Source organism: Pontibacter populi, from assembly GCF_019336435.1.
GTDB classification, from domain to species: domain Bacteria; phylum Bacteroidota; class Bacteroidia; order Cytophagales; family Hymenobacteraceae; genus Pontibacter; species Pontibacter humidus.
The window spans coordinates 637759-650538 of record NZ_JAHWXQ010000002.1 but is presented as its reverse complement, the minus strand read 5'-3'; the positions used below and the strand labels follow the sequence as shown (position 1 = coordinate 650538).

Genomic DNA, 12780 nt, shown 5'->3' with positions numbered 1-12780 from the left:
GAGTGAAGTTGTTTTTTTAGCGGGTAAGGGCGCTTTGTGGGAGGTTTAAAAAGTTGGAAATTTTAGTGAAAAGGTGTAACCGGCTGATTGAGCCAAACTATAGGTAGCCTGAAAAGAAATTGAAAAAAAATAACGGGCTGCTTCCTGAAACCTGTAAAATCCATGCAAGCCGGCGAGTGTTCTATCTCTTAATGCAGGTAGCTAGTGATACTAAATGGAAAGCTGAAACTATAACTCTTTGAGTAAACTATACAATGCTTAATTGTGAAAAAACGCGCGTATAGTTAGCCTACAATCCAGCGCTCCAGCACATCCCCGACGGCATATGAAACACCAGCTGCCAGGGCACCAAGCACAATTGTTTCTGCTATGCCACGCCAGGGGTTAACGCCGGTTACATAACTTTTCAGGAAGCCAATAATGGTGAAACCTGTAAATGTGAGCATGCAGGCCCACAGAAAAACATTGCCCGGAAAGCCGATCAGGAAATCCCAGAGGTAAACGGAGAGCGGAATAATACCGATGAGGAGAAAAGAACTATAGGTAACAATGCCAATGGTCAGTGGAGATTTGGAGTCTTTTATAAGTTGCAGTTCATTGGCCATCATGTCGTCAGCCCAGCGGTGTTTATCTTTTGTAATTACGTCCACCACCTGCTCCAGCAACTCGCCTTCAAAACCTTTGGCCCGGTAGGCATCCCGTACTTCCTGTCTTTCTATGTCGGGGTAATGCTCTATTTCATAATGTTCGGTGCGCTCGTGTTTGGCATAACTGTCATGCTCCGCTTTTGCTGACAGGTAAGCACCCACCGACATCGAGAAGCCATCTGCAAGCAGGTTTGCAAAACCAAGTATAATAATGATAGAGCTATCGAGGTTGGCACCTACTGCCCCCGAAACAACGGCAAACGTAGTAACGCAACCATCTATACCGCCATACACAAACTGCCCCAGGTAGTCCTGGAACTTTGAGAACAGGTTATGTGCTGTATCTTCGTTGTGGGCCATAGTCTGAAGGTACGTAAACAACTTATACTTTGCTGTAAAACAATAACGCTGAACTTGTTATAGTTCAGCGTCAGGTTTCTGCAAAAATTGAATTGCCCGCAGAATAGCAGTAACAGGTTTATTAAGCCTTTCTTACGAATTCTGATTTAAGGCCCATTGAGCCGAAGCCGTCTATTTTGCAGTCGATGTTATGGTCGCCGTCCGTTAAGCGTATGTTTTTTACTTTTGTACCAGCCTTTACCGGTTTTGGAGCACCTTTTACAGGCAGATCCTTTATCACAACAACTGTATCTCCATCCTGAAGCACGTTTCCGTTAGCATCTATTACCTTTAATCCTACTTCTTCTTCCACTTCACTCGGGTTCCACTCGTTACTACATTCCGGGCAAGCGTAAGTATCGTCACCCGAAGCGTAACCATAAGGTGAATTACATTTCGGGCATTGTTTCATTTCTTCTGACATAGTACTATTTAGTTTTAATTAATCTCAATTTGTGTAATGCAATGGTTGCGTATAAATTTCAGCCTGAAGGAGCAACATAGTTTGTGCTGCACTTTTTCTGATTTCTTAGCCTCTGGGAGCGTAGTAAATAATGCAAACCCCTAACAGGGCAATCAGGGCCCCGATGATGTCGTATTTATCCGGGGAATAATCATCAAATTTCATGGACCACAGGAGTGACATGACAATGAAAAACCCGCCGTATGTAGCATAAACTCTGGCAAAGTTTTGAGTTTGTAATGTTGCCACAATCCCGTAAAGCGCAAGAATCATCCCACCAATAATACCATACCAAATCGGTTTTTCCTCTTTTAGCCATAACCAGACCAGGTAGCCTCCGCCAATTTCGCAAAGCCCAGCGAGGATAAATATGGAAATGGATTTCAGAAAACTCATTTAGGGTTGATATTATCCTTTAGTTAAGTTGTTGCTAAGTTATACTTTTTAAATTGGGGTTTGAATCTAACGTACTGGACTACAAAGAGGCATAGATAGAGTATAGATACAGTTATAAATTTACTCTTTCTTCAATAAATTCGATTTTATACTCCGTCTTACTTAATACCCCCTGGTAAATATTTACATGCATGTATCTAGCTTCATTGAGTATCAGCAGTAAATTGTTTTTGAAGCTAGTACTAATATTTACTCCTAAGAAGACACATTTAATTGCTGAAGGATCAAATCCAAACAAATGAATTTCTTGCCCATCAGATTTTATAATTTTATCCGAATCTTCTAAAATTTGGATGAAACGAACTTCCTCTTCGTACTGCCAGTGCTTACTTTTTGTAAGTAATATGTTTTGAAATAGAGACTCTAACATTTCCTCTTCAATGATGTTGGAGTCAATAAGAGTTAATTTAGGCCTTGCTTCCGAGTACTTAACTTCATTTAACTTTCTTAATAAATCTTTCTCTGTTTTAGTTTTATTGAAGTAATTGTTTGATGGGTTAAATTCGATAACAAAGCCCTCGTGGTTTCTTGTATAGTGAGACCACATTGTAAGGTTATCATTGCTTTTAGTAAGACTTAATACGCCAAACTTGTTATTCCAACTATCTTTTAGCAATGTTGAATAATCAACACCTAAATCCTTTCCCTCTATTGCGAAAAGGTTTAACAAATTTTTAGGATGAAAAGCAGGTATTAAGTTTAGAGCTTCACCAATTGTATAGTTGAATACTTCTTCTTTAACATTATCAGGGATTGCATTTCTATACTCTTCAGGGATATCATCAATACACAGTTTTCTTTTCGCAATCTGCTGTAAAAGTGGAAATAAGGTTTCCTTATAAAGCTGATTGGTAAATGCCTCGTCAACTAGTTGAGAGACAAACGGTAAATGCTCAAATGGGTCATTAAGATAGTTAGCTTGAGTGAACCTTAATGCTTGATTCTCTAAAACATCAACTCGCTCAGGACTTAGGTATTTAAAGATTTTCATTTATAGAGTTACTCATAACTACCACCTAAACGAAAACATACGCTTATCTGCACTATAGCTATAGTTGGAGGTTACTCTGTTTTCCTATTCCGGCCAAGTTAAAGAAAATACAGGAAATAAAAAGTCTATAGTTACCTAGCCGGGGTGGCCACATATTTCCAGATCAGTTGATGGACTTTGTCATTAAACTGTACCAGCTTTTCCGGGCCGCCTTCTTCGTGTTTGATGTGTTTTACTTCTTTGCCGTCTTCATAAAAGTATAAATGCGTGGCAGGCATATCAGACCATTCGGTTTTATAGAAGTTTTGCAGGCTTTTATAGTTCAGATCAGCAATGTCGGATTGCAGTGTTTGCAGCTCTTTTTCTGATAGCTGAAAGGTAAGTGTGTCGGTAACGGGTACATGCTCCCAGGGCACAAAGCGCACCGTTCCATTGCTATAAATAAGCGCCTCATAAGAAGGGCAGATACCAAAGCAGGGCGTCTTTTGAAACATAAGTAAGGGCGAATCAGATTTTGCAGCCGCAGTGTTGGAATGGCCGGAGCTTTTACAGCTTACTAAACACAAAACAGCCGTAACTATAGTTAGAGTTACAAGTTGCTTTGTTATGTTAAGTTGGAAGTTGAGTACGGCCATTTTATAGTTGATCTATAGTTCAGAATTATTTTATCGCCTGCAGTTTACCATCTACCAATTCATAGGCCTGCGGCTTGCAATCTTGGCACTCGTTATAGTTTATAGTTGAGTCGGGAGGGTTAAGTATAAATATACGACTGTTCTTGCTGAATCTGGCTCCGGCGCTGCCCTGGATCTTTTCCACGATCTTACCATTCTCGCGATCAACTATAAAATGCTGCTGGCAGGCGGTGCCGCAGCCTATCGTTACCACCGTATATTTTCCTGCAAAGTTTACGCCCTGCGCCATTCCTTCGCGCAAAGCAGTTTGGTACGTGCGGGCGTCGGAGTGACTGGCTTCATCGGCCGGTGCTAGTTTGCCCCGGAACATGTTCTTTACATTATAATTGCCGCTGTTCTCATACTCTTCAGTCGTGATCCGGTAGCGCTGGTAAAGGTCTTCATATTCTTCGTTGCGCATGGACATGTTAGCCGTGTCACGGTCGAGTTGTTTTTCGAGTTTGGGGTGAGTGCTGGCTAAGTTTTTATCTTCGTCGGAGCCGGAACTACAGGCACAAACTATAGTTACAGACAGCAGCAGGAGAGGGTATTTCAGGTTCTTTTGCATGGTTGTTTTATTTACAATCCTACATACGGTGCAGGCGCAACTATAGCCAAACAAAAAGCCTGTCTGCATCAGGCAGACAGGCTTTTAAATAAGTTAAACTATAAGGCAGGCTTATTTCTTAGCGCCTTTGTTTTTCTTTTGCTGTTCTTTTTCTGAAGCTGCGCGCATCGCTTCCTGCATACGCTCGGTGAACGACGGTCCAGCAGTCTTCTTCTTATCCTTACGCTTTTCTTTGTTGTCTTCCAGTTTAGCGCGCACTTTGCCTTCATCCACAAACTTGCGGATAATTGCCTGCTGGCCAAATGTTACCATGTTAGATACAAAGTAATAGAACGAAAGACCTGCCGGGAACGAGTTAAGCACGAACATGAAAATAACCGGCATCAGGTAACTATAGAACTTCATGGCACCCTGCATCTGGGCGTTCATCTGGTTGTTAGACCAGGTGTAAAGTATCGTAGAAGCCGTCATCAGCAAAGTAAACATACTTACGTGGTCGCCATAGAACGGAATCGTGAACGGCAGTTTTGCAAATACATCGTACGTCGAAAGGTCGGCGGCCCACAGGAACGGCTCCTGGCGCAGCTCAATAGAGTTCGGGAAGAAGTTGAACATCGCAAACAGGATCGGCATCTGCAACAGCATCGGAATACAGCCACTCAGCGGGTTTACGCCCATCTCGTTGTAGAGCTTCATGGTTTCCATCTGCGTTTTCTGCATATCGCCGTCGTTACGCTCTTTAATAGCATCAATTTCAGGCTTTAATACCTTCATTTTTGCCATAGAATAAAACGACTTGTAAGTAAGCGGGAAAAGCAGTGTTTTAATATACAGTACCAGCAGGATAATGATGATACCATAGTTGCCGATATAGTTCTCCAGGAAATCAAATGCCGGGATAATCAGCCATTTGTTAACCCATGAGAAAATTCCCCAGCCAAGGTCAAGGTTTTTCTGGAAATCGTTGCCGATGTTCTTCAGGATCTTGTAATCGTTCGGGCCGAAATAATACATGAACTCAGCCTTGCCGTTTAACGCATCCTGTGCAGGAATAAGCGCCTGCGAAGCCAAAGTTTTAACTATAGTTGTATCGGCAGGGTTTGCCTCAGATGCCAGTTTGGCGCCAGTAAAGCTGTTTTCGGCAATAATACCAGCCGTAAAGAAGTTCTGCTTATTGGCAATCCACTTAACAGGCTCTTCCAAAGCCATTTCTTCTTTATCATCTGAGATAGACAGGTGATCGTAGCCATCCTCTACAGTAGCAAAGTTTATAGTTGTTTTGGAGCGGTTGTGCTTCATGTCGCGCTCCAGTTGCTTGATGTGATCCGTCCAGGTATAAGTAAGGTTTTTGCCGCTCACCTGGCCTTCCAGCCCTTCAAAACCAAGCTTGTAACCTAACTGGAACGTCTCATCATACAGCGTGTAAATCTGATCGATATACTGTCCGTTGCCAACATTCGCTCGGAATGAGATTACTTGGGTACTTACATCTTTATCCGTTCCTTTTTTAATTTCAGAAGGCGTAAAGTACAGATCAGACAGCTTTATAGTCTTTCCATCATTCGTTGTGAAGGCGACGTCTGTTTTGTTACTTTCCTTATCAAAAAGAATTAATGGTTCGCCCTGGTAGGTTTTATAGTTCTTCAGTAAAACTTCTTCTACCTGGCCGCCTTTTGTATTAAAAGTAATTCGGATGTTGCTGTTCTCGAGGGTGCTTGTGCTGGCTGTGCCGGTTGCTGCTGTTGCAAACGAACCCATAGTGGCAGCCTTTTGCGCCTGCGCCAGCGAGTCGTTCTCAACTGCAGGTGTATCATGCAATTGCTCTACATTGGCTACCTGTTCTGTTGCCTGTCGGGTTGCTGCTTTTTCATCCGTTCCGGCAAAAAAGAACGAATATGCCAGTAGCAGGAGGGCAATCAGTCCGAAGCCAATAGCTTGATTTCTATCCATTTAATAAAGTGTGTAAAGTGTTATAGGTTACTTAGATTGTGTATAGTTCATGGCCGCTTTCACAAATTTAGTGAATAACGGGTGCGGGTTAAGCACAGTGCTTTTCAGTTCCGGATGATATTGTGCTGCCACAAACCACGGATGGTTCTGTAACTCAATAACTTCTACAAGTCCTGTTTCCGGGTTAATGCCTGTGGCCATCATGCCGGCTTCTTCAAAAGCCTGAAGATACTGATTATTAAATTCGTAACGATGACGATGGCGCTCAGAAATCTTGGCCTTACCGTAAATAGAAAAAGCTTTTGAGCCTTTTTTAAGTTCACAGGCATAAGCACCAAGGCGCATCGTACCGCCTTTTTGGGTAATTTCTTTCTGATCTTCCATCAGGTCGATGATCGGATGTGGCGTCTCGGCATCCATTTCAGTGGAATTGGCGCCCTGCAGGCCAAGCACATTGCGGGCAAACTCTACGGCAGCACACTGCATGCCCAAGCAAATTCCGAAGAATGGTATTTTTGATTCGCGCGCAAAACGGATAGCTTCCATTTTGCCTTTAAAGCCACGCTCACCAAAACCAGGAGCAACCAGTATACCATCCAGGCCTTGTAAGGTAGCTGCTACGTTTTCATTGGTAATGTTCTCAGACTGGAACCACTTCAGGTTTACTTTACATTCGTTAGCTGCACCAGAGTGTATAAAGGCCTCTACTATAGATTTATATGCGTCTGGCAGCTCAACGTATTTACCAACCAGGCCAATTTTAACTTCAGCAGTAGGGTTTTTAAGTCTTCCCAGGAATTCTTTCCAGGTTTCCAGTTCCGGATCTGCTTTGTGTGGTAATTTAAGCTTGCTGATCACGCGCTCATCCAGCTTCTCTTTACGCATCAATAATGGCACATCGTATATAGTTTCCGCATCCAGCGACTCGATAACCGAGTTTTGCTTCACGTTACAGAACAATGCTATTTTTTTGCGCAGATCCATCGGGATTGGGTATTCCGAGCGGCAAACAAGTATATCAGGCTGTACACCTGCCTCAGAAAGGTCGCGTACAGAGTGTTGTGTAGGTTTGGTTTTAAGTTCTCCGGCAGCTTTCAGGTAAGGTACCAGCGTCAGGTGTATCACGCAGGTCTCGTTTACGCCCAGTTCCCAGCGCAACTGGCGAACGGCTTCTACAAACGGTAACGATTCAATGTCACCTACACAGCCACCGATCTCAGTTATAACGATATCATACTCCCCGGTCTCGCCAAGGAGCAGCATGCGGCGCTTTATCTCATCGGTAATATGCGGAATCACCTGCACGGTCTTACCTAGGTAAGCGCCTTCGCGCTCCTGCATGATCACGTTATAATAAATGCGGCCTGTAGTTACGTTGTTTGCCTGGGAGGTAGGCACGTTCAAGAAACGCTCGTAATGCCCTAAGTCCAGGTCAGTTTCAGCGCCATCTTCGGTTACATAGCATTCGCCGTGTTCATAAGGGTTTAGGGTACCCGGATCTATGTTAATGTAGGGGTCGAATTTCTGAATAGTTACAGAGAATCCTCTTGCCTGCAGCAACTTAGCGAGAGAAGCGGAAATGATGCCTTTACCGAGCGAGGATGTTACACCACCGGTAACGAAGATATATTTAGTAGCCATAAGTTAGGTTAAACTTTATGGGCTACAAAGGTACACGTTTTATTTGATTATCCGGTAAATCGCAGAGATTGTTCTGTTTTTTGATACCGATTCTTAGAATCTGGATTTTATTGAATAGGAGGTATAGTAAGACCTGGCAGTGGGCGTAGCTCCTGCTGGCGTATGGATGGTATATTCCACTTTTGTCATTTCGAACAAAGTGAGAAATCTATCACAGCTTATAGGTGGAGTCTCTACAGTTCTATAGTTTGCTACATTACAACCTGAACCAAGCCTTTCTTTCATAGCTCTCTTTAATCCTGGGAGCTCTACTTGCCTACAGTGCTATAATTTGCTTTGGTGCCCTCACGGCCGGGAGGCCCCGTCTTCGGGCATCGCGCGGCGTACATTTCCTTTTCTCGTACCTCGAAATGCCTGACGGCACCAGAAATCTACAAGGCGCTCCACCCAAAGACTGAAATCGTTCGATAGCTGTGGTTCTTCCTGTTTGTAGGGCTTTAGTTGCATCGCTTGATCGTGGGTGTATTTACGCGGGGACAGGTAAACCTGTCTTGCTCATGACATGCAACTATAGTACTATAACTCAAACTCTAACTATAGCCGAAATTCCCCTCTCGGGAGGGGCAGGGGTGGGTTAATACCGCAACTATAAAACTTTAGCCAGCACCACTGCTTTTGGTTGTCCCTGTCGGGCCAGTTGAGTTACAAACTCAACACCATTCTAAGACACGGGTTGCAAACCCGCGCCAGCGAAAAAGAGCAACTATCGAATTATGGCCTCACCTATATCAAAGCTTTATCCTGAAAATCTTTTAATCCTGTAAATCCTGATTCAGACAAAATCTGTCCCTCCCGGGCCAGTTGAGTTGAAAACTCAACACCATAGTTAGGCACGAGCGAGGACGCTCGCGCCAGCATATGATTGGGATTTAAAATTAACTCAAGCTAAAGTTCTAAGTTAAAGCTCCTTCCCTTGTTTTTAGGAAAGATTGGAAAGGGGTAAAACCCTAAAACAACCCTAACTGCTTCCCTTTGCTGTTACAAAAGTGGCTATAGTTGTAAGGTTTTATAGTTCGGCCGGCCATATATTTCTGCTTACTCATTCTGAACAGTTTGGATATAGTATCAGCAAATTTGCCTTCGCCACTCATGCGGGTACCGAACCTGCTATCGTTTAGCTGGCCACCATGGCAATCTGCTATCTGCTTCAGTACTTTCTGGGCACGATCCGGAAAAGCCTGTGTTATCCAATCCTCGAAAATAGGCCCGATCTCGCCGTTCAGACGAACTATAGTATAAGCCGCATTTTTAGCACCTGCCTCCGCAGCCTGCTTTATGATCTGCGGAATTTCGGAATCATTCAGGCCCGGAATTACTGGGGCTACCATTACATTTACAGGTAAACCTGCTGCGCTAAGTTGTCTAACCACATCTAGTCGTTTGGCACCTATGGCCGTTCTTGGTTCCAGTTTCTGGCGCAGCTTTTCGTCCAGGGTAGTAATACTGATGTTCACGTGTACCAGGTCCAGTTTGTTGAGTTCGGTCAGGATGTCGAGGTCGCGGAGAATAAGGGCATTTTTGGTGATAATGCTTACTGGGTGGCGATACTGCAGCAGAATCTCTAAAATCCGGCGCGTAATTTTCTTTTTGGCTTCAATGGGTTGGTAGCAGTCGGTGTTGCCAGCCAGCATGATGGGCATCACCTGCCAGTTTTTACTCTCCAGCTGTTTTATTAGCAGTTCCGGAGCATTTTCTTTAACAACGATCTTTCGCTCAAAGTCCAGGCCAGCGCCATAACCCCAATACTGATGCGAGTTGCGTGCATAACAATACACACAGCCATGCTCACAGCCCTGGTAAGGGTTCAGCGAATAGCCCATTCCAAGGTCAGGGCTATCTATTTTGTTAACTATAGTTTTAGGATGAGTCGGAAGGAACTCGGTTTTGGAATCTGAAACCATCGGCTCATCCAACCCCTCAATATGCTCGGTTACATACTCCTGTTTCAGGTATTTATTGGCAGGATTATACTGCGCTCCCCGTCCTTTCAGAAAATCCTCTGCTTTCATTGTGCTAATATAATTAGAAAAACTAAATAATTTAGTATTAAGTAGAGTAAACGAATTCAATTATTCAGAACTAATAAGTGCTATTGGGTTGATTGATAATGGTTTATGTCGGATTATGGTTGTTAACACAGATTTACTAGAAGTCGGGAAATAAAAAAGCACCGACTCTTATGAGCCGGTGCTTTAAAACTATAGCTATAGTATAGACTTAACTTTTTGGATTCAGTATGTTGTCGATGCGAACCAGGGCATCCTGCAAGTGGTATTTTGTCATGGTATCGCTGGTTTTGGCAAGCGACGTTTTGATCTGGCCACGCAATGCACTTAATTCACCGCGTACCATCGGACGAATATCAGACTGAGCTACGTTTACAGGAGTGCCGCCTCTGCCAAAACGTGCAGCTGAAGTTTGTTCCTGGTCTTTCATCAAAAACTCCATACGCTCTAAATAGCCACGCTGCAGGTTACGACGATAGATGTCAATAGACTTACCAGTTGAAACTTCAGCCCACAATCCTTTTCGCAAATCGGCCATCATTTCAGGTAACGTATAAGCCTTGCTACCTAATGCTGCCTGTGCTTCTAAAAGGCGTGCCATACGACCTGGCTCCAGCAGGTTGTTTACAATATTTACCTGTGCGTTACGAATGCGGTCTACGGTACCTGCTGATTCGAACTTACGGATGATCGTTTCGTCCAGCATCCAGGTAGGTGTAGAAAGGCCCTGCTCGTTCAGGAACTTCATTGCGCGCTTCTGCTTTTCTTTTGCAACCGGCTCATACACGTTACCTTTCTGACCATAGGTTTTATAGTTCTCATACACACCACCTACGTTAGCCGTTACATGGCCCATATAGCGGTTCCACTGGCCCAGCACCTGGCCATACATTTCCTGCAGGTCAGTGTAGTCCTTATTCTCTTGTGCCGTCCAGGTGATCAGGTTTGGCATAATACGCTTCAGGTTAGCAATGCCATAGGTACTGGCAAGCATCGCATCGTCACCTAAGTCCTCTGTCTGCGAAGACGGGTCGATCGTGTTACCTTGCTGGCGACCGAAACGGTACATCGGGTCATTCTCATGCTGTCTGATCCAGGCGTTCAGTTTTTCAGTGTTATCGCGGCCATTTGCCTCCGGGAAGTAAGTATAACCCCACTTTACAGAATACTTGTCATAAATACCAATACCTGGCATTAGGGCAACACCGTTATCTTCGGGCTGCGCGATGTAGTTGAAACGGGCATAGTCCATGATAGAAGGAGCGGTTCCGTACTTTTTGGTAAACTCGGCATTGCGCAGTTTCTCAACCGGGTAAGCAGCACTCGAGCCCATGTTGTGTGGCAAGCCAAGGGTGTGGCCAACTTCGTGCGATGATACGAAACGGATCAGTTCGCCCATTACCTCGTCACTGAATTGTACTTTACGAGCCTCCGGGTTGATGGCAGCTGTTTGGATGAAGTACCAATTACGCAACAGGTTCATTACGTTGTGGTACCAGCCAATGTGGCTTTCCAGGATCTCACCTGAACGTGGGTCATGTACGTTCGGGCCGTAAGCATTCTGCACATCTGAAGAGAAATAACGGATTACAGAGTAACGCGCATCTTCAGTGCTGAACTCCGGATCTTCTTCAATTGATGGCGGATCTTTCGCTATGATCGCATTTTTGAAACCGGCAGCTTCAAATGCTTTCTGCCAGTCTTCCACGCCTTGCTTCAGGTATTTTCTCCATTTTACAGGCGTTGCAGGGTCGATATAATAAACGATAGGCTTCACAGGCTCAACCAGTTCGCCGCGGGCATATGCTTCTTTGTCTTTCGGCTCCAGTCTCCAGCGCACAATGTAACGGCGGGCTGCTGCACGCTGCTCATCAGTACCATAATCTGTCTGCGAAATAGTGAAGAAACCCACACGCTGATCGAATTTACGCGAAGCCATCGGCTTTTTAGGCAACAGTACCATCGAGTGGTTCAGTTCTAACGAAATCGTTCCGGCGCTTGAGTTTGATGGGGCATTGGTCGCCTCATACGTCATCAAAGAACGTGCTTCGATGTTAGTCGGGAAGCTTTTAATGCTCTCTACAAACGAACGCTTGTCATCTAAACGTCTTACTTTATAAGTATCGCGGTTACGCTGGTCAAGGCCCAGCGCCGGCACATCTTTTGAGAAGAAATCAGTTACCTCTACTACAGACGTTCCGGTATTAAATGCTTTAATATCAAACGCCTGAATAACAGGAGCCAGGTTGGAGTTTTGTACCGAGTGGAAGATTTCCAGGGTGTCAGCTGCTACGTTCTCGTAAGAAATAACGCGCAACAAAATGCGGTTGCCTTTCTTTTCCCAGCGCAGCATTTGCGTGTTCAGCTCTTCGCCACCATAGCCAATATTAGTGGCTGTTTTGGCGATACGGCTTACCATCAGCATGTCGCGGCCTAAAAGCGTATCCGGAATCTCGTAGTAGTACTTGTCATCCTGGCGATGTACTTTAAAAAGACCTTCGTCGGTTACAGCTTTTTCAGTTATTACCTGGCTGTATGGCTTAGGTAAACCATCGTCTTTTTTAGGAGCCTGGGCAGGTGTGGCTGCTGCAACTTCCTGTTTTTCTTTTTTCTTTTTCTTGCTCTTCTGTGCAAAAGCAGGCGGTGCTATAGTTGCACCAGCTAACAATAATGCTACAAAAGGAGCAAAACGTAAATGTTTACTCATGTGTTAGAAATAAGTTAGTTAGATTGGGTTAGTAGCTCAGGAGCTGTGTTTTTTCTTAAAGATAGGAAAGTCTTAAAGAATGGCAATAGTACCTGTGGCTGTTGTTAAGACTGGAAATTAGTATAATGGTTTAATTTCTGTTATTAAAGATTATTAAAGAAAATGGATTCCATTTACAGCCCTTGTTATAATGCATTGTCGAGTGATTGTATACATCC

11 protein-coding genes are annotated in these 12780 nt (G+C 44.1%); all 11 read right to left on the bottom strand.

The window, feature by feature from the left end:
* Positions 1-284 precede the first annotated feature (284 nt).
* On the bottom strand, positions 285-1007 hold the full coding sequence (locus tag KYK27_RS09295) for a VIT1/CCC1 transporter family protein (protein WP_199109748.1): 723 nt from the start codon (positions 1005-1007) through the stop codon (positions 285-287).
* A 121-nt stretch (positions 1008-1128) separates the two neighbouring features.
* On the bottom strand, positions 1129-1470 hold the full coding sequence (locus KYK27_RS09290; RefSeq protein WP_233150357.1) for a zinc ribbon domain-containing protein YjdM: 342 nt from the start codon (positions 1468-1470) through the stop codon (positions 1129-1131).
* A gap of 105 nt (positions 1471-1575) precedes the next feature.
* On the bottom strand, positions 1576-1905 hold the full coding sequence (locus KYK27_RS09285; RefSeq protein ID WP_199109747.1) for a YnfA family protein: 330 nt from the start codon (positions 1903-1905) through the stop codon (positions 1576-1578).
* A gap of 112 nt (positions 1906-2017) precedes the next feature.
* Entirely contained in the window at positions 2018-2956 is a 939-nt protein-coding gene (locus tag KYK27_RS09280; RefSeq protein ID WP_199109746.1) for a DUF2971 domain-containing protein, read from the bottom strand.
* A 131-nt stretch (positions 2957-3087) separates the two neighbouring features.
* Positions 3088-3450 carry a DUF6438 domain-containing protein gene (locus KYK27_RS09275; protein ID WP_199109745.1) on the bottom strand — a complete coding sequence of 121 codons (363 nt, stop codon included), beginning with the start codon at positions 3448-3450 and terminating at the stop codon, positions 3088-3090.
* 166 nt (positions 3451-3616) lie between these two features.
* Positions 3617-4198 (bottom strand): hypothetical protein, encoded by a 582-nt coding sequence (locus tag KYK27_RS09270; RefSeq protein WP_199109744.1) that lies wholly within the window; start codon positions 4196-4198, stop codon positions 3617-3619.
* A 111-nt stretch (positions 4199-4309) separates the two neighbouring features.
* The gene (yidC, locus tag KYK27_RS09265; RefSeq protein ID WP_199109743.1) at positions 4310-6148 is read right to left on the bottom strand and encodes a membrane protein insertase YidC; all 1839 of its coding nucleotides are present in this window, start codon (positions 6146-6148) and stop codon (positions 4310-4312) included.
* A gap of 27 nt (positions 6149-6175) precedes the next feature.
* Positions 6176-7789 carry a CTP synthase gene (locus tag KYK27_RS09260; protein WP_199109742.1) on the bottom strand — a complete coding sequence of 538 codons (1614 nt, stop codon included), beginning with the start codon at positions 7787-7789 and terminating at the stop codon, positions 6176-6178.
* Positions 7790-8134: 345 nt separating this feature from the next.
* Entirely contained in the window at positions 8135-8296 is a 162-nt protein-coding gene (locus KYK27_RS09255) for a hypothetical protein (RefSeq protein ID WP_199109741.1), read from the bottom strand.
* A gap of 500 nt (positions 8297-8796) precedes the next feature.
* Positions 8797-9858 (bottom strand): PA0069 family radical SAM protein, encoded by a 1062-nt coding sequence (locus tag KYK27_RS09250; RefSeq protein ID WP_199109740.1) that lies wholly within the window; start codon positions 9856-9858, stop codon positions 8797-8799.
* A gap of 208 nt (positions 9859-10066) precedes the next feature.
* Positions 10067-12562: a zinc-dependent metalloprotease gene (locus tag KYK27_RS09245; RefSeq protein ID WP_199109739.1), complete on the bottom strand. Its 2496-nt coding sequence runs from the start codon at positions 12560-12562 to the stop codon at positions 10067-10069.
* Positions 12563-12780: the final 218 nt, after the last annotated feature.

Coding starts and splice junctions, on each gene's coding strand:
- KYK27_RS09295 (WP_199109748.1), bottom strand. CDS start 1,007: ATGGCCCACAACGAAGATACAGCACATAACCTGTTCTCAAAGTTCCAG.
- KYK27_RS09290 (WP_233150357.1), bottom strand. CDS start 1,470: ATGTCAGAAGAAATGAAACAATGCCCGAAATGTAATTCACCTTATGGT.
- KYK27_RS09285 (WP_199109747.1), bottom strand. CDS start 1,905: ATGAGTTTTCTGAAATCCATTTCCATATTTATCCTCGCTGGGCTTTGC.
- KYK27_RS09280 (WP_199109746.1), bottom strand. CDS start 2,956: ATGAAAATCTTTAAATACCTAAGTCCTGAGCGAGTTGATGTTTTAGAG.
- KYK27_RS09275 (WP_199109745.1), bottom strand. CDS start 3,450: ATGTTTCAAAAGACGCCCTGCTTTGGTATCTGCCCTTCTTATGAGGCG.
- KYK27_RS09270 (WP_199109744.1), bottom strand. CDS start 4,198: ATGCAAAAGAACCTGAAATACCCTCTCCTGCTGCTGTCTGTAACTATA.
- yidC (WP_199109743.1), bottom strand. CDS start 6,148: ATGGATAGAAATCAAGCTATTGGCTTCGGACTGATTGCCCTCCTGCTA.
- KYK27_RS09260 (WP_199109742.1), bottom strand. CDS start 7,789: ATGGCTACTAAATATATCTTCGTTACCGGTGGTGTAACATCCTCGCTC.
- KYK27_RS09255 (WP_199109741.1), bottom strand. CDS start 8,296: ATGCAACTAAAGCCCTACAAACAGGAAGAACCACAGCTATCGAACGAT.
- KYK27_RS09250 (WP_199109740.1), bottom strand. CDS start 9,858: ATGAAAGCAGAGGATTTTCTGAAAGGACGGGGAGCGCAGTATAATCCT.
- KYK27_RS09245 (WP_199109739.1), bottom strand. CDS start 12,562: ATGAGTAAACATTTACGTTTTGCTCCTTTTGTAGCATTATTGTTAGCT.